Annotated in this window: 17 protein-coding genes; 12 read left to right on the top strand and 5 right to left on the bottom strand. The window is 36.1% G+C overall.

The window, feature by feature from the left end; all coding sequences use genetic code 11:
• Positions 1-11 precede the first annotated feature (11 nt).
• The 9 genes from purH to IPH11_01640 all read left to right on the top strand — a co-directional run bounded on the left by purH (position 12) and on the right by IPH11_01640 (position 9,480).
• Positions 12-1,535 (top strand): bifunctional phosphoribosylaminoimidazolecarboxamide formyltransferase/IMP cyclohydrolase, encoded by a 1,524-nt coding sequence (gene purH, locus IPH11_01680; GenBank protein MBK6912436.1) that lies wholly within the window; start codon positions 12-14, stop codon positions 1,533-1,535.
• 8 nt (positions 1,536-1,543) lie between these two features.
• Positions 1,544-2,569 (top strand): rod shape-determining protein, encoded by a 1,026-nt coding sequence (locus IPH11_01675; protein MBK6912435.1) that lies wholly within the window; start codon positions 1,544-1,546, stop codon positions 2,567-2,569.
• Entirely contained in the window at positions 2,569-3,402 is an 834-nt protein-coding gene (gene mreC / locus IPH11_01670) for a rod shape-determining protein MreC (protein ID MBK6912434.1), read from the top strand. Before IPH11_01675 ends, mreC begins: the two co-directional genes overlap by 1 nt.
• 3 nt (positions 3,403-3,405) lie before the next feature.
• Positions 3,406-3,894: a rod shape-determining protein MreD gene (gene mreD, locus IPH11_01665; GenBank protein ID MBK6912433.1), complete on the top strand. Its 489-nt coding sequence runs from the start codon at positions 3,406-3,408 to the stop codon at positions 3,892-3,894.
• Positions 3,891-4,682, top strand: a complete 792-nt coding sequence (locus IPH11_01660) for a hypothetical protein (GenBank protein MBK6912432.1) — start codon at positions 3,891-3,893, stop codon at positions 4,680-4,682. The genes mreD and IPH11_01660 overlap by 4 nt, the downstream gene beginning before the upstream one ends.
• Positions 4,649-5,689, top strand: coding sequence for a hypothetical protein (locus tag IPH11_01655; GenBank protein ID MBK6912431.1), 1,041 nt, complete (start codon positions 4,649-4,651; stop codon positions 5,687-5,689). Before IPH11_01660 ends, IPH11_01655 begins: the two co-directional genes overlap by 34 nt.
• Positions 5,690-5,698: 9 nt before the next feature.
• Complete coding sequence (gene rodA, locus IPH11_01650; GenBank protein ID MBK6912430.1) at positions 5,699-6,928, top strand: rod shape-determining protein RodA; 1,230 nt, start codon at positions 5,699-5,701, stop codon at positions 6,926-6,928.
• A gap of 5 nt (positions 6,929-6,933) precedes the next feature.
• Positions 6,934-7,749: an orotidine-5'-phosphate decarboxylase gene (gene pyrF / locus IPH11_01645; GenBank protein ID MBK6912429.1), complete on the top strand. Its 816-nt coding sequence runs from the start codon at positions 6,934-6,936 to the stop codon at positions 7,747-7,749.
• Positions 7,750-8,001: 252 nt separating this feature from the next.
• Positions 8,002-9,480, top strand: coding sequence for a DUF2851 family protein (locus IPH11_01640; GenBank protein ID MBK6912428.1), 1,479 nt, complete (start codon positions 8,002-8,004; stop codon positions 9,478-9,480).
• On the opposite strand, the gene IPH11_01635 is transcribed toward IPH11_01640, so the two are convergent.
• The 3 genes from IPH11_01635 to IPH11_01625 are packed head-to-tail and all read right to left on the bottom strand — an operon-like array spanning position 9,477 to position 11,823.
• On the bottom strand, positions 9,477-10,073 hold the full coding sequence (locus tag IPH11_01635; protein MBK6912427.1) for a bifunctional nuclease family protein: 597 nt from the start codon (positions 10,071-10,073) through the stop codon (positions 9,477-9,479). The two genes, IPH11_01640 and IPH11_01635, sit on opposite strands and share 4 nt — an antisense overlap.
• Positions 10,074-10,087: 14 nt before the next feature.
• Positions 10,088-11,056 (bottom strand): electron transfer flavoprotein subunit alpha/FixB family protein, encoded by a 969-nt coding sequence (locus IPH11_01630; protein MBK6912426.1) that lies wholly within the window; start codon positions 11,054-11,056, stop codon positions 10,088-10,090.
• Positions 11,057-11,070: 14 nt separating this feature from the next.
• A complete protein-coding gene (locus IPH11_01625; protein MBK6912425.1) occupies positions 11,071-11,823 on the bottom strand; it encodes an electron transfer flavoprotein subunit beta/FixA family protein in 753 nt (250 codons plus the stop codon).
• Positions 11,824-11,960: 137 nt separating this feature from the next.
• Between IPH11_01625 and IPH11_01620 the strand changes: the two genes are divergently transcribed.
• Both IPH11_01620 and typA read left to right on the top strand, forming a co-directional pair.
• The gene (locus tag IPH11_01620) at positions 11,961-12,251 is read left to right on the top strand and encodes an ATP-dependent Clp protease adaptor ClpS (GenBank protein ID MBK6912424.1); all 291 of its coding nucleotides are present in this window, start codon (positions 11,961-11,963) and stop codon (positions 12,249-12,251) included.
• Between the two features lie 101 nt (positions 12,252-12,352).
• Complete coding sequence (gene typA / locus IPH11_01615) at positions 12,353-14,194, top strand: translational GTPase TypA (protein MBK6912423.1); 1,842 nt, start codon at positions 12,353-12,355, stop codon at positions 14,192-14,194.
• A 4-nt stretch (positions 14,195-14,198) separates the two neighbouring features.
• Here the strand turns inward: typA and IPH11_01610 are convergent, their stop codons facing one another.
• The gene (locus IPH11_01610) at positions 14,199-14,588 is read right to left on the bottom strand and encodes an SET domain-containing protein (protein MBK6912422.1); all 390 of its coding nucleotides are present in this window, start codon (positions 14,586-14,588) and stop codon (positions 14,199-14,201) included.
• A gap of 1 nt (position 14,589) precedes the next feature.
• Complete coding sequence (locus IPH11_01605) at positions 14,590-15,027, bottom strand: hypothetical protein (GenBank protein ID MBK6912421.1); 438 nt, start codon at positions 15,025-15,027, stop codon at positions 14,590-14,592.
• 284 nt (positions 15,028-15,311) lie between these two features.
• Between IPH11_01605 and IPH11_01600 the strand changes: the two genes are divergently transcribed.
• Positions 15,312-16,898, top strand: coding sequence for a T9SS type A sorting domain-containing protein (locus IPH11_01600; GenBank protein ID MBK6912420.1), 1,587 nt, complete (start codon positions 15,312-15,314; stop codon positions 16,896-16,898).
• Positions 16,899-16,905 lie beyond the last annotated feature (7 nt).

The raw sequence follows: 16,905 nt of genomic DNA, 5'->3' as shown, positions 1-16,905 counted from the left end.
ATGGAACTAAATTGAAAAAGTTTGCTTTACTAAGTGTATCCAATAAATTAAAAATACTTGAGCTTGCCACAGCATTAATCTCTGAAGGTTATAAAATCATTGCGACAGGAAATACCGCCAAATTACTTTTTTCGGCAAACATAGAAGTGATCGAGATAAGCAGCCTGACGGGCTTTCCTGAAATTCTTGACGGTCGTGTTAAAACTCTTCATCCTAAAATATTTGGCGGAATACTTTATCGAAGAGATAATAAAAACGACCTGCATCAGATTAGTCAATTTGATATAAATCCAATTGATATTGTCTGTGTTAATCTTTATCCTTTCGTTGAGACAATTAAGAAACCAAATGTTACTTTGGAAGAATGTATTGAAAATATTGATATTGGCGGTCCAAGTCTAATCAGAGCGGGGGCAAAAAATCATAAATTTGTTTCAGTACTTACGAATCCTGATCAATATGATTCTTTCATCAAAGAATTGAAGAAGGGTGAGGTAAGTTTTGAAACAAAAAGGGCACTTGCAGTTGAAGCTTTTTCGCACACAGCAAATTACGATACTCACATTGCAAACTTCCTCGAAAATAAATTTGAACTGCCGAAATCTTATTTTAGAATAAATTATAAAAAAGAAAAAGACCTCCGCTACGGAGAAAACCCCCACCAACAGGCTTTAATCTTTGGAGAATTTAATTCTTACTTCGATGTTTTCCATGGCAAAGAGATTTCTTACAATAATATTTTAGATTTGGTAGCAGCGGTTGAACTGACCGAAGATCTTGGTAGAAATTCATGCGCAATAATTAAACACAATAATCCTGCAGGTGCAGCTATTGGAAACAACCCCCTTGATGCTTACGTAAAAGCTTTAAAGTGTGATCCGGTCTCTGCCTTTGGTGGAATTGTAGTTACAAGTTTTGTGATTGATGAAAATTTAGCCTTAAAGCTAAATGAAATATTTTTAGAAATTGTTTGTGCGCCCGAATTTACCGAAGGTGCAGTAAATATTTTACTTAAGAAAAAAGATAGACGGCTGATCAGGCAGCTAAAACCTGTGTCACACTCATCACCAAAAATGAACTATAAAAATATTCCCGGCGGAGTGCTCGCTCAGGATTCTGATAGTATTAGCTTAGTAGATAATCAATTAAAAACCGTAACTGATGTAAAGCCAACTGCAAAGCAAATGGAAGATCTTAAATTTGCGTGGATAGTTTCTAAACACACAAAATCGAATGCAATAGTTTTTGCAAAAGATAAAACTACCCTTGCTGTTGGGGCAGGGCAAATGTCCCGCTTAGATTCGGTGAAAATAGCCGCGATCAAAGCAAAAGAGCATGGACTTGATTTAAGAGATTCGGTTGCTGCATCCGATGCATTCTTTCCATTCGCAGACGGACTTCTAGAAATTATTAAATGCGGAGCTGTGTCAGTTATTCAACCAGGAGGCTCGGTGAGGGATAAAGAAGTTATAGATGCAGCTAATCAAAATAAAATTTCAATGGTATTCACAGGAATAAGACACTTTAAACATTAAGAGGACTAATGGGAATTTTCGATTTATTTTCTACTGATATTGCAATTGATTTGGGGACAGCCAATACTCTTATTTATGTCAAAGGGAAGGGGATAGTGTTGAACGAACCTTCGATCGTTGCATTTGATAAAAATACAAAACGTATCATTGCTCTTGGAAACAAAGCAAAGGAAATGCAAGGCAGAGAGCACAAGGAGATAAAAGTCACCAGACCAATGCGCGATGGAGTAATTGCAGATTTTGAAATTGCCGAAGGAATGATTCGTGCCTTTATTAAGAAAGTCAGGGCAGGGGCAATAGCAAGCAGAAGGATTGTTGTGGCAGTTCCGAGCGGTGTTACCGAAGTTGAGAAGCGAGCAGTTAGAGACAGCGCCGAACATGCCGGTGCTAAAGAAGTTCATTTGATTGCTGAGCCAATGGCAGCGGCAATCGGAATTGGAATCGATGTCGAAGCTGCTGTTGGAAGTATGATAATTGATATAGGAGGTGGAACAACTGAAATAGCAGTTATTGCTTTATCAGGAATAGTGAATGAAGAATCCATTCGGATTGCGGGCGATGAAATGAATAATGCCGTAATGCAATTCTTTAAAAAAAATCATAACATTTTAATTGGCGAAAGAACAGCAGAAGCCATTAAATGTGAAGTTGGTTCGGCTGTTCCGTTGAAAGAAGAAATTACTATACAAGTAAAAGGCAGAGACCTGGTCGGGGGTATTCCAAAGACAACTGAGGTCAGCTCGGTAGAAATTCGCGAAGCTTTAAACGAAGCTGTTACTCAAATAGTTGATGCTGTCCGCAGAACTCTTGAGCGCACGCCTCCGGAGCTTTCTGCAGATATTCTTGATAGAGGTGTGATGTTAACAGGGGGTGGTGCCCTCTTAAAAGGTTTAGATGAAAGAATCAGAATGGAAACTAATCTGCCCGTGCACGTTGCTGAAGATCCATTAACCGCAGTTGTTAGAGGTGCAGGAAAAGTTATAGATAATCTTAATCATTATTCGAAGGTTTTAATACGTAATAGAAGATATTAATGTTCAGACTGATATCATATTTATGGTCTAATTTCAAAGAATATTTCATTCTAATTTTATTACTTGTCATTTCATTTATCACACTATCCCTTAACAACAAGGCTGAATTGCAAAATGTCCGGGCTGTGGCATTCGGAAGCTTCGCTGCTGTCTCCTCAATTTTCTCAGATATTATCAACACTTCATCTCTTAGAAATGAAAATGAGAGGCTGAGATTCAAGAATGCTGATCTTATGCTCGAAGTAAGCAAGTTGAGGCAGTATGGAATTCAGAATCAAGAATTGAAAGGTCTTGTTGGATTAAAAGATACAGCTAATCAACCTCTAATTCCTGCCGCGATAATTTCTAAGTCTCTAAATCAATTTCAGGGATCTTTTACCTTAAATGTTGGAAATGAAAAAGGGGTTAAAGTTGGAATGCCTGTTTTAAATGATGCAGGATTAATAGGGATTGTTTATTTAGTCTCGGATAATTATTCCGTCGTTCGGACATTGAAGAATGTTGACCTTAAAATTACAGTGAAAGATGAAAGAAGTCGGGTGGATGGTGTAATGAAATGGAATGGATCTGAATTTGCAATCGTTAATGTACCAAAGACGTACGATTTTAAGGAAGGGGATAGGATAATCACATCAGATTTAAGCTCGATTATTCCGGCAGCCATTCCGGTCGGTGTTGTGAAGGGGTTAAAAAATTTGGAGACTGGCATATTTAACGAAATTGTAATTCAATCATTTGTGGATTTCGACAAAACAGAAAATGTGTTTGTGCTTGGGATAGTTCAAAGTAAAGAAAAGGAATATCTCGAAATGAATTTTTATAATCGTAAATAACCTATGCGATTAAGCTATATACTTCCAGTTATCTTATTCTTTCCACTTCTATTAATTCAGGTTACGGTTGTTCCGTTATTTTCGCTTAACGGCAGCGTACCGGACTTACTACTGATCATACTTGTTTATTATACGCTTCAGCATGGGCAAATTTATGGGACAGTATTAGGTTTTATTTTCGGTTTTTTATTCGATCTGATTACCGGCGGATTAATTGGAAGTGCAATGATCTCCAAAACAATTGCCGGATTTACTGCCGGTTATTTTTCTAAAGAGACACAACGAGATCAATATTTAAGATCGTTTTTATTTTGTCTGATTGTTCTTCTTTGTGCATCAGTAGATTCGATAATCTATTCTTTCTTTTCGAGTATTGATTTAAGCAGTAATGTTTTGCTGCTATTATTTGAGCAGGGATTGATGCCTGCTTTGTACACTTCCATTATATCAACCATTTTGCTTCTATTTTCTCCACGCGGCGGTATCAGATGAACGAGATAAATTTTGGCTCTTCTCATCGCAAGTCGATTCTATATTTTATTATCATAGCATGTTTTGGTTTTCTTAGTTTTCGACTTTTTCAAATGCAAATTTTGAATCAAAAGGAATTCGATCAGAAATCAGCCGGCAATAGCATTAAGGCAATCGAGCAAATTCCTTTTCGTGGTGTGTTTTTTGACCGCAACTTAAAAGTACTTGTTGATAATATCCCTGCCTACACCTTAAGAATAACTCCTGCTGATTATGATAGAAAATTAAGTAGAACAATCGAAGCGATACTTCAGGTTGATTCTGGTTATATTGATAAAATTCTGGACAATAATCGTATTTATTCAAAGTATGTACCGATAAGAGTGAAACGGGGGGTTAGTTTCGAGGTTATTTCATGGTATGAAGAAAACAGCGAGCATCTAACGGGTGTTGACTACATAGTTGAAATGCAGCGCGGTTATCCTGCCGGTGTAGCTGGTTCTCATCTGTTTGGCTATGCTAAAGAAATTTCGGCAAAGCTGCTTGAAAAAGAAAATGAATACTACAACCCCGGCGATTACATCGGTTATACAGGAGTAGAAAAAACTTACGAGAAAGAATTAAGAGGAATTAAAGGAGATAAATATATACTCGTTGATTCAAAGCGAAAAGAAATTGGAAAATTTAATGATGGGCAGGATGATGTTAACTCTATCAAGGGGCATGATCTTGTTCTTTCAATTGATGCTGATGTGCAGCGAGTTGCTGAACAGGAATTGATTGGAAAAAGGGGGCTGTTGTTGCAATAGATCCTTCCACAGGTGAAATACTCGCACTCGTTAGTTCCCCCGGTTATGATTTGAATCAATTCTCTTATGTTACAAGCAAAGAATATCTTGATCAACTATACAATGATCCTGAAATTCCACTTTTTAATCGCGCGACTTTGTCTGTTAAACCTCCGGGTTCAACTTTTAAAATTCTTGCTGCAATTGCTGCGCTTGATTTAGGAGTTATTACCTCCGAAACTACTATTTATTGCGGCGGTGGTTTTACCTTCGGCAGATTCTTCAAGTGTCATGGTTCACACGGAAGTTTAAATGTAGTTCATGCAATCGAAAAATCCTGTAACACTTTTTTCTACAATCTTATTTATAAAATAGGGTTGGATAAATGGAATGCCTACGCTAAAAAATTTGGCTTCAGTCACAAAACGGGTATTGATATCGGTGAGGAAGTCGCAGGTTTTATTCCAGATGAAGATTATTATAAAAAAATTTATGGCGAAAAATGGCCTCGAAGTATTATGGCAAGTCTTGCAATCGGGCAGGGAGAGGTAAGCGTGACACCTTTGCAGCTTGCAGAATATGTAGCATTGATTGCAAATAATGGAAAATCTTTTGAGCCGCATGTTGTTAAAGGTTATCTTGATGAGAAAACCAAAAAAATAATTCCTTACAAATTCAAGGAGATTAATACGGGGGTTAAACAATCGGTCTTTGATCTTGTAAAGGAAGGGATGTTTCTTGTTGTTAATGGAAGTGGAACGGCAACAAGTATCAGGATGAGTGAAATTGAAATTGCAGGTAAAACAGGAACAGCTCAAAATCCTCATGGAAAGGACCATGCTTTTTTTATCGGCTTTGCACCTTATAAAAACCCCAAAATAGCTTTTGCAATTGTTGTTGAAAATATTGGCTTTGGCGGAACCTGGGCGGCACCGATAGCAAAAAAAATGATTGAAGCATATTTGATGAAGGATAAGTTAAAAAAGGATGCTGAAAATATTGTCAAGTCCGACAGCGTAAAAAATTAAAGTTGAACAATGCAAATTGATTATAAAATTGGAGATCGTTTTGACTTTGGCATATTCGGTTCTGCTTTATTGCTGATTGGAATAGGTCTTATTGTGATTTACAGCTCTACTGTAAACCATCCGACTGCGAGTGGCAATTTCGATAAACAATTAACCTGGTCAATTATTTCACTAATATGTTTTTTTATTATTTATTCGCTTCCGACTAATAGTTTTAAAATAGCAGCGGTTCCATCATATATACTTTCCATCCTCCTTCTGATGCTGGTTTTCGTTGTTGGCAAAAAAGTTTCAGGCGCACAGAGCTGGTTCGGGTTCGGATCAGTTGGTTTTCAACCTTCGGAAATTGCAAAAGTTGGAACCATATTGGCAATGGCTGCTTACCTTTCCCGTCAACAATCAAACATAGAATCCTTCAAAGATATTCTGATCTCATTATCAATTGGTCTATTTCCTGTTGCACTTATTCTTCTTGAACCTGATATGGGAACTTCGATTGTATTCTGCGGACTAATATTGATGATGATTTTTTGGAAAGGAATAAGTGTATTCGGTTTATTCGTAGTTTTATCACCGGGCTTTGTTGCTGTGTCATCTTTGTTTGGAAATTACTTTTTCATTGGCGCAATTATAATAGTTGTAGCACTTCTAATCTTCTTTAAGCAGGATATTTTTTTTAGCGGTTCGATATTTGCCTTAAATCTTGGTGCAGGATTTTTTACCGACGTGGTTTATCATGCACTAAGCCCTCATCAGCAAAACAGAATTAAATCATTTATTGATCCCAACTCTGATCCTTTAGGTGCCGGCTACAATGCAATTCAAGCGCAAGTTGCAATAGGCAGCGGTGGAATTTTTGGTAAAGGATTTTTGCATGGCAATCAAACCCAACTGCAATTTATTCCTGAACAATGGACGGATTTCATTTATTGCGTGATAGGCGAGGAATTTGGTTTCTTTGGAAGTTTTATCGTGCTGATTTTATATTTCATTTTAATCTACCGCGTTTTAAAAATTGCTTCATCTACAAAAGATGAATTTATAAGTTTGATAATAATCGGATTCCTTTCTGTTTATCTCATTCATTTCATAATAAATGTTGGGATGGTGCTTGGAATAATGCCTGTCATAGGTATTCCGCTGCCTTTCGTAAGTTATGGCGGAAGTTCTTTGCTTGTCAATATGATTATGCTCGGGATTATCGCTAATGTTTATCGAACAAGAAAAAATTATACTTAAAAAAAATGACTGCTCAAGAAAAATTCAAAAAGAATATTATTGAAAAGAAGTTCATTTGTGTCGGTTTAGATACCGATCCGGATAAACTTCCTGATCATATAAAAAAAAAGAAGGATGCAGTATTTGAATTCAACAAACAGATAATTGAAGCCACTTACAAAAATATAGCAGCTTATAAAATTAATTTTGCATTTTATGAAAGGTACGGCTCAAAAGGATTTGATTCTCTGTTAAGAACGGTTAATGAAATCCCTAAAGACATACTAATTATTGGAGATGCAAAAAGAGGAGACATCGGAAATACTTCTGATATGTATGCTAAAGCTCTTTATGATCATTTTGGATTTGATGCTTCAACACTCCATCCATTAATGGGGGAGGATTCATTGCAGCCATTTTTGAATTATACGAATAAAATCAATTTTCTTCTCGCACTCACTTCAAATCACGGGGCAAGTGATTTTGAAAAATTAAAACTTGATTCCGGGCAGTTTGTTTATCAGCGTATTATCGAAAAAGCAAATCATTGGAATAAAAATAAAAATATCGGGATAGTATTCGGAGCTACTCAATTAAGTGAATTAAAGGAAAACATTAATTCATTTGATGATCTTTATGTCCTGCTGCCGGGCGTTGGAGCGCAGGGTGGGAGTTTGGCAGAAGTTGTTCGTGAGTTTAAGAATGTTTTAAGTTTTAATTTTTTAATCAATGTCAGCCGTGGAATAATTTATAAAAGCACAGGAGTTGATTTTGCTTCTGCCGCAAATCAGGAATTATGTAAAATGAATGATCAAATAAATAAAATATTGTTCGATAAATAGAAGTACGAGTTTTCAATTTTATGCTATCTATTTAAAATTTATAAATATTTCTGAAAATATTTTTATGAAATATAAATTGAAAAATTCACTCGTTCGAAATAGTAAAATGGGTTGGTATTTAGCTGTGTTTATTCTCTGAGATTTGTGATTTGATTTTGAAACGATACGTTATTGTCACATGAAAAAGTTGAAAATTATTTTACTAATTTTAGTTAGCATTCATTTAGTATTTCATTTTAATGAGAAAAAGTAATGGATAGTAAATCTAAAACTCTGGAAAAATTTCTTTATGAAATTTGGAAGTCACAAAAATTCAGCAAACCCCTAATGACAAAAGACGGTGAGCAAATTGAAGTAATTAATTGCGGCGAGGAAAATAGAGAACTTGCCGGACCTGATTTTAAGAATGCAAAAATAAAAATTGGAAACCTTACTTTCACCGGTGATGTTGAGATTGATAAAAATTACACCGACTGGAAATCTCATAAGCATCATATTAATAATCGCTATAACAGAGTGATTTTGCATGCGACACTGCAAGCCGAAAAAAAACTTAATTATGTTGTAACCCAGGATGGGCGAAAAGTCCAATCTATTTGCTTTGAGGATTTTTTGGAAGATAGTATTAAGAATAAAATTCAAGAGGCAATAGTCAATGAGCGAAGTTTCCGACTTGATAAAATGCCCTGCATCGAAGATAATTCTTTACTATCTGAATCTGAAAAACTTGATTTTCTTTATCAGCTTGGGCTGGAAAGATTTAAGTCAAAATGCGTAAAGCATGTTAATAGACTTAAAGAAATAGTTTACATTAAAGAAATGCATATTAGAGAACCTGTCATAAGATATAATCTTGACGAAGAATTTTTTCAAAAAACTTTTACTCACAAAGATTTCGCTGATAAAAGTGATTGGGAACAGCTTCTGTATGAGAGTATTTTCGAAGCTCTCGGCTATTCTAAAAATAAAGATATCATGGTAAGACTTGCAAGAGCATTTCCTCTTTCGATAATTAGAAATTTCTCCTCTTCACCTTTTTTTATTGAAATTATCCAAACGGCACTTTTCAAAGTTAGCGGACTTATTCCGCAAACTTATGAAATGCCGGATGAAAGTTCTTCTGTGTATTTTAGAAAAATTGAAGAGCACTGGGATGGGGTAAAACTTCAATATGATGGTCAGATTTTTAATGAAGATCAATGGCATTTCTTTAAGCTGCGACCTCAAAATTTTCCAACTATCAGGCTTGCAGGCGGTGCTGAAATTGTTAAACGAATAATTAGTGAAAACTATTTTCCACGTATCATTAGCATCATTGAACATGCTCATTCAAATAAACAAATTGCCTCTAATTTAAGAGAACTCGTTATAGTAAAAGCCGGTGGATTTTGGAGAGAGCATTATGTTTTTAATAAACCTGCAAAAGTTCCGATTAATTATTTCATTGGATTATCACGCGCCGATGAAATAATTGTTAATGTAATTCTTCCGATTCTCTCATCTTATTTCGAAATTTTCGGAAAAAAAGATTTATCAGAAAAAGTGATAAAAGTTTTTTCAAATTATTTCCAAGGCAGTGATAATCATTTAGTGGATGAAGTAGCTAATACACTTAAACTAACGGATGCCTCAAAACGAACAATTCTGCATCAGGGAATGATCGAACTTTTCAGGAACTATTGTTCAAAGCAAAAGTGTCCACTGTGTGAGATCGGGAAGCAAGTATTTTAATTATTACTCGTTAGCTTTTTTATATCATCCCTAATTTTGGCGGCTCGTTCATAATCTTCACTTGATAATGCCTCACGCAATTTATCCTGCAAGGCTGCAATCCTGGCTTCTTTTGAGTTTAGAGTTTTTGCTTTGTCCTCTGTATCATATAAATCTTCTGGTTCTTGTTCACCTTCAATCTCTTCTGTGGGCATGAACGATGCCTTCTCCATTACAATTTCGTTAACATAAATCGGAACTTTTGCTCTAAGTGCAAGCGCGATTGCATCACTTGGTCGTGAGTCTATTTCATTAGTCAAACCTGCAATTTCAAGTACTATTTTTGCATAGAAAGTATTGTCTTTTAATTCATCAATCACAATTTCGAGGACGGAAGCGCTTAGATTATCAATTAAGTTTTTGATTAAATCATGAGTTAATGGACGGGGCGGTTTGCTGCCTTCAAGTTCAAGAACAATTGCATTAGCTTCAAAAGGTCCGATGATTATAGGAAGTCTTCGATTTCCATTTATCTCTTTTAAAAGCAGACCATACGCTCCACCAGCATTGGAGCTGGTGGATAAACCTAATATTTCACATTGAATTTTATGCAATCTTCTTCCAATTTTTATGAACGCAACTTTTTTATTTCTTCTGTTAATTTTGGCAGTACTTCAAATAGATCTCCGGTGATTCCATAATCAGCAACGGAAAAAATAGGAGCATCTTTATCTTTATTTATTGCTACAATATATTTTGAAGAAGACATGCCTGCCAGGTGTTGAATGGCTCCTGAAATTCCACAAGCAATATAAAGGGATGGGGAAACTGTTTTCCCTGTCTGCCCAACCTGCTCTCCATGAGATCTCCAGCCTGCGTCCACAACCGCACGAGATGCACCTACCGCTGCGCCAAGCGTTTCAGCAAGTTCTTCAATCAAATGGAAATTTTCTGGTCCCTTTACACCACGTCCTCCGGAGACAATTATATCTGCTTCAGCAACGTCAAGTTTACCCTCGGATTTTTTTATTTCGGTCACGCGTGTTGTCAGGTCAGGTGAAGTAACTTCATTCAGAGTTATTTCCGCAGACAATCCGGGAAGTTTTTCTGCTTTAAAAACATTAGGACGCAGAGTCAATACTTTTTTCTCGCTTAAAAATTTTACATCAAGCATTGCTTTGCCTGCATAGATAGGCCTTCGGCAGATTAGCTCATCTGCAGAAATTTCGAAATGAATAATATCCATAATACAACCTGCAGAAATTCTTGCAGCAATTCGCGGCGCCAGATCTTTTCCAAAAGATGTATTGGGAATAATTATTAAATCTGAACCGGTTTGAATTGCAAATTCTGAAATGATTTTTGTGTAGGCAGATGGCGAATAGGAATGTAAATCACTATTCTTGAAATGATTAATCTTTGAAACGCCATACTCTGCTATTGAAGAAAGGTTTTCGATTTCGCTGCCGAGAGCAATTGATTGTACTGACGAATTTGTTTCAGATGCAAGTTTAGATGCAGTACTTACAGCTTCGAGAGAAGATTTTTTAATTTTGCCGTCTCTCTGTTCAATTACTACTAAAATATTTTTTATCATAAATTTTATTTCCTTTAAATTACTTTTGCTTCTTCGTGTAAGAGTTTGACCAATTCGGGCACTGCAGAACTATCTGAGCCAAGAATTCTGCCGGCTTTCTTTGCGGGGGGACGGCTCATTTTAATTACTTCGGTCAAATTGTTTACAGCCAAAGCGGGTTTTTCTTCGATTACTTTTTTCTTTGCAGACATAATACCTTTCAACGAGGCATACCGCGGCTCATTCAACCCCTTTTGAGTTGTGATAACAATAGGCAATTTTGATTCGACTATTTCCTTACCCCCTTCAATTTCTCTTTCCGCAAAAACTTTATTACCATCAATATTCAAACTGACTACTACAGAGATACAAGAATAGTTAAGCAGCTCGGCAGTTAGTTGTCCCGTTATGGAATTATCGTAATCAACAGATTGTTTCCCGAAAAAAACAAGTTCACATCCGAGAGCTTTAATTTCATCTGCAAGAATTGAAGCAATTGAAAATGAATCTTTTGGGTTTTCATCTTTCAGAATAATTCCCCTATCAGCACCCATGGCAAGTGCTTTGCGGATTGATTCTTTATTTGCATCGCCGCCGACACTAAGAATAATTACTTCGGAATCACCTCCAAATTTTTCCTTTTGCTTTAATGCTTCTTCAATTCCAAATTCGTCATAAGGGTTAATTATATAAGTTACTCCGTTCTGATCAATAGATTTTTGATCAGAGCCGATATTTATTTTTGCTGCTGTATCCGGTACATGACTAATACAAACTGCTATTTTCATTAGAACTCCAATTTTATTTTATTTTTGAAAAAAAATATAGTTATAGAAGATTGAAAAATCAATTAATCTGTAGTCATTATAGATAAATTATAAGTGAGATTTAATATTTTTACGAAAAAAAATTATTTTACTTCTAAATGCCGACGAAAACATTTGAAACACCTAAAATAGAAATCATCACGGATGAGCAGACTGATATTGGGTTGGCATCACGCGTAGCATTGTACAATGATGATTGGCATTCATTTGACGAAGTCATAATTCAATTAATAAAAGCCACACTATGTACTTTTGAGAAAGCCCGTTCATTTGCTTTTGAAGTTCACGTTAAAGGGATGGCTATTGTTTATTCAGGAAGTATGCAGGAATGTTTAAAGGTTTCATCTATACTTGAAGAAATTGCACTTCATACTGAAATACTGAGTTAACAAATTAAACTTTTCCCGGATTACATATCTGCAATTGAATTGGTTACCCGGCGATTCATCTTTATATTTGCACCTCACTTAAATTATTACAAGGAAAATTTGTGACTAAACGAAGAAATGATATAAAAAACATAGCTATAATTGCGCACGTTGATCACGGCAAAACCACATTAGTTGACTTTATGTTGAAACAAACCGGTGCTTTTCGGGAAAATCAGCAAGTCGAAAAGAGAATTATGGATTCGAACACACTCGAGCGTGAAAGAGGCATAACAATTCTTGCAAAGAATCTCAGTGTTCATTACAAAAATATAAAGATAAATATTATTGATACTCCCGGTCATGCTGATTTTGGCGGCGAAGTTGAGCGCACTTTAAGAATGGTTGATGGAGTGCTTTTGCTTGTTGATGCTGCCGAAGGTCCTTTGCCTCAAACAAAATTTGTTTTAAAAAAATCACTTGAATTAGGATTAAAACCAATTGTCGTAATTAATAAAATTGATAGAAAAGATGCCCGGCCAAATGAAGTTCTGAATGAAGTTTTTGATTTATTTATTGCACTTGGTGCAAGTGACGAACAACTTGATTTCCCTTTTGTTTATACAATTGCTAAGCAGGGAATAGCGAAAGTTTCTCTTGAAGAAGAGAGTACTGATTTAAAACCTTTGTTTGAAGTAATTACCAAAAGAATTCCTTCCCCCTTAGATACTTCAAAAGAACCATTTGCCATGCTGATCTCTGCAATTGATTACAACGATTATTTAGGCAGAATTGGAATAGGCAGGGTGAACAGCGGTAAACTGAAAATTGGAGACAACGTTCTTGTAATTCCCCACGAGAGAGATAAATTTAATGCTAAGATCACTAAACTCTACTCATTCGATAATATAAAAAGAATTGAGTGTGATGAACTTACCGCCGGAGATATTGGCGCTATTGCCGGCATAGAAGACGTTGATATCGGTGATACGATTACAAATCCCTCTAATCCTGTCCAATTACATTTTGTAACTATTGATGAACCAACACTCGCTATGAACTTCATGGTGAATAACTCACCCTTTGCGGGATTAGAAGGTAAATACGTTACTACAAGAAATATCAACGAAAGATTAAGCAAAGAATTGAAATCAAATGTTAGTCTCAAAGTTGAAATGACAGATTCCACAGACGTATTTAAAGTAAGCGGCAGAGGTGAACTTCACCTTGCTATTCTTATTGAAAATATGCGCCGTGAAAATTATGAACTTCAGCTTAGCAGGCCAGAAGTAATATTAAAAAGGATAGCCGATGTAGTTTCCGAGCCAATGGAACATGTTCTGATTGATGTGCCCGATGAATTTGTCGGAATTGTAATTGAAAAATTGGGCAAGCGAAAAGCAGATATGAAAAATATGATTACATTCAACAACAATACAAGGGTTGAATTCATTATACCTGCTCGCGGCTTAATTGGTTATCGCTCTGAGTTTATGACTGATACTAAAGGCACAGGCATACTGCATCATAATTTTCATGGATACGAACCATTCAAAGGTGAAATAACTCAAAGATTAAAAGGTGCGCTGGTTTCAATGGAGAGGGGAGTGGCATCCGCTTATGCAATGTTCAAGCTTCAGGAGCGTGCTGTTTTTTTTATTGCACCTGGTACTCAAGTTTATGAGGGCATGATAGTGGGTGAAAATTCCCGCGGCAATGATATGGGAGTTAATGTAACAAAAACCAAGCAGCTTTCGAATATGCGCTCTTCAGGTGCAGACGAAGCTATAAGACTTGAACCTCCCAGAATCTTAAGTTTGGAACAGGCAATCGAGTGGATAAATGACGATGAGTTTGTTGAAGTTACTCCGAATTCAATTCGTTTAAGAAAAAAATATTTAAATGATATACAGAAGAAGGCAGCAAAACTTGCTGATAGGCAAAAAGAAGCAGAATCAGTTTAGTGAATTATGCGCATTTTGGGCACTGACAGTTCGCATAAATTTCTTCGTATCCATAATCAATTGTTAATTCTTCTCCTGCTGTAATATCGGTAGATGTTATTAGCAGGAGAGATTTATCATCACCATCAATTACTTCGCAATTACACGAACAATTGTGATTTATGTATTTTATTTTCTCGGAATTAACCGTATCTATATATCTTTTCTCATCTAACCAAAATATGTAAACATTATTATCGCGCTCTTCTCTTAAAATGCATTCTTCCTCCGAAATAACTTCGCCTTTAATTTTCAAAATTATTGAATCAGCCGGTATATCAACAGCAGCAAAAATTCCATAGCCATGAATTTCTGACTGTTTTACTAAAATTGCTCCATCCATGTAAGTCCCCATACTATTCTATATCTTCTCCCTTTAATTTAAAATATTCTTTGATTAGTTCATTCATAAATGAACCCTCTAAAACAGGGTATGGAAATCTAATTTCTAACGGCGCAGATTCAAGCTCATAATCATATGAATATATTTCTTTATTCTCCACATCAAAGTACACAACTTTTGCAATTCCATATTTTACAGTGGTCATATCAATAGTGTAAAGAGTTTTTGAACGGTAAACATCGCCCGAAATGCCTTCGAATTGTAACGGCGGTTTATGGAGCTGAAGTATCCAAACATTCATCACTTGAGTATTCGCAGTATCAAGATTTGAAGCATCGTACCAAAGCTTATCGTTTGCATTTAGGAGCAGAGGTTTCCATCTGTGTTGATCCTGTGCTGGCACAACCATTGTCATAATGAGTAATGCCATTAAGGTTAACTGAAACTTCATTTTTATTAATCTTTCATTTTTATTGTGTTAAGTTAAATAATTTTACCCGATCTAAAAATTTGATAGGATTGCTGACTTGACTTTTAATGGATGGTAATTCACGATTGAAAACTCTTAATGATCATCAATTATCTGTTTCTATCATTAGAGAAAATTGTTTTCAAATATTCTCCATTTTGAAAATGAATTAGCCAATATTTTCCAAATTGGAACTTTCAATGTTGGTTCATGATTTGTATATGAGAAATTGAATTAACATGTTTCATTAAATGAGTGAGCTATAAATGAAAAAATTTTTTACGATTCTTTTTGTGAGTACACTGCTTTTCAGTACAGCGTATTCACAAAACTATTACCTTGGAACAGGTGTTCCCGGGCAGGCAAATACTTGTGCATTTTGCCATAACAACACTGGTGGCGCACCACCGGTTTATAACGATTGGGTTTATACCAAGCATGGAATTGCACAGGATTCCATGAATCTTCCTTACTATGGATATGACTGTTTACAATGCCATAATACCGGCTGGGATAGATCAATAGTCAATTATGGTGCTGATGAATATGTGGACTCGATTGATGGGGGAGGCTATACAATTACTGATCCGGACAATTTTGCGCGTGTGAAAAATGTTGGCTGCGAAACTTGCCACGATCCACTCGGAACTTCTTCGCGCACTCTTAGCGGCGATCACTGGAATGTGTCTGTAAATGTTCCTGATTATTCTGCCGAAAACTGTGGAAGATGTCACACTGATTCTCATCATCCAACTTATGACGAATGGGAAACTTCCAAACATGCTGAGTTCCCTTCATTTATTGGAAATTGGACAGATCGTTCTGCAATGGGCGCTTGCTATCGCTGCCATCACGCTCAGGATTTTGTTGCTTACCTCGATGATCCAAATTATGATCCTTACACATTTGAACCTGATGGTGATTTGCAAAACATCACTTGCGTTGCCTGCCACGATCCGCACAGCAATCAGAACGAGGGACAGCTTCGCTTACCTATCACCGGCTCTCACGTAATTTGCGATGAATGCCACACTGTTGAAACCGAAGAAGTTAATATTTATGAAACTCCCCACCATGCTACATCGGAGTGTTTGAGCGGCACAGCCAATTTTGGATATCAGTATCCAGGTGAGACTTATTCTAATTCACCACATACATTTGTCGCTACTGAAAGATGTATCAATTGCCACGTAAATAATGTTGGTGTTGGAGATTTTGGTTATGCTACGGGACATTCATTCAATCCAAGATTCCAGGCTTGCGCAGATGCCGGTTGCCATGGTGAAGATTTCTATTCTGAACCTGGAATTGATACAACCAACGTTGATTCCTATTTCAATTTAGAATTCGTTCAGACAACAACGGATAGTTTACTTGCAGTACTCGAAGCAAAGCTTGCAATTGTTGATCCGGATCTTGCTCACGATTCTGCCTACGGTTTTGATTATAATGCCGCACTTTATAATTATGAAGCAGCACAAAGTGAAGGCAGCCGCGGAATTCATAATACAAGCTTAACTCACAAACTTCTCGAAGATGCAATTGAAAAATTCAATCCGACTGATGTTAAAAACGAGAATACTATTCCACAGGTTTATTCACTTAGCCAGAATTATCCAAACCCATTTAACCCTGTTACTGAAATCAAATTCTCTATTCCGAAATCATCAAATGTTAGGATAAGTGTTTATGATGCAATCGGAAATGAAGTTGCAGTATTACTTGACGGTTATAAAAATGTTGGAAATTATTCTATCACCTGGAATGCTCTAAACTTCTCTTCAGGAATTTACTACTACAAACTTGAAGCGAAAGACTTTAGCCAGGTAAAGAAGATGATATTGTTAAAATAAAGTTAAA

This window comes from Ignavibacteriales bacterium (genome assembly GCA_016709155.1).
GTDB lineage: Bacteria > Bacteroidota > Ignavibacteria > Ignavibacteriales > Ignavibacteriaceae > JADJEI01.
This window is presented reverse-complemented; position numbering and strand designations above follow the sequence as displayed.

What these genes read in the sequence shown, in the direction of transcription:
- IPH11_01600 (MBK6912420.1), top strand. Translation starts at nt 15,312, where the DNA reads ATGAAAAAATTTTTTACGATTCTTTTTGTGAGTACACTGCTTTTCAGT.
- IPH11_01620 (MBK6912424.1), top strand. Translation starts at nt 11,961, where the DNA reads ATGCCGACGAAAACATTTGAAACACCTAAAATAGAAATCATCACGGAT.
- IPH11_01640 (MBK6912428.1), top strand. Translation starts at nt 8,002, where the DNA reads ATGGATAGTAAATCTAAAACTCTGGAAAAATTTCTTTATGAAATTTGG.
- IPH11_01610 (MBK6912422.1), bottom strand. Translation starts at nt 14,588, where the DNA reads ATGGGGACTTACATGGATGGAGCAATTTTAGTAAAACAGTCAGAAATT.
- rodA (MBK6912430.1), top strand. Translation starts at nt 5,699, where the DNA reads ATGCAAATTGATTATAAAATTGGAGATCGTTTTGACTTTGGCATATTC.
- IPH11_01660 (MBK6912432.1), top strand. Translation starts at nt 3,891, where the DNA reads ATGAACGAGATAAATTTTGGCTCTTCTCATCGCAAGTCGATTCTATAT.
- pyrF (MBK6912429.1), top strand. Translation starts at nt 6,934, where the DNA reads ATGACTGCTCAAGAAAAATTCAAAAAGAATATTATTGAAAAGAAGTTC.
- mreD (MBK6912433.1), top strand. Translation starts at nt 3,406, where the DNA reads ATGCGATTAAGCTATATACTTCCAGTTATCTTATTCTTTCCACTTCTA.
- IPH11_01675 (MBK6912435.1), top strand. Translation starts at nt 1,544, where the DNA reads ATGGGAATTTTCGATTTATTTTCTACTGATATTGCAATTGATTTGGGG.
- mreC (MBK6912434.1), top strand. Translation starts at nt 2,569, where the DNA reads ATGTTCAGACTGATATCATATTTATGGTCTAATTTCAAAGAATATTTC.
- IPH11_01605 (MBK6912421.1), bottom strand. Translation starts at nt 15,027, where the DNA reads ATGAAGTTTCAGTTAACCTTAATGGCATTACTCATTATGACAATGGTT.
- IPH11_01625 (MBK6912425.1), bottom strand. Translation starts at nt 11,823, where the DNA reads ATGAAAATAGCAGTTTGTATTAGTCATGTACCGGATACAGCAGCAAAA.
- IPH11_01630 (MBK6912426.1), bottom strand. Translation starts at nt 11,056, where the DNA reads ATGATAAAAAATATTTTAGTAGTAATTGAACAGAGAGACGGCAAAATT.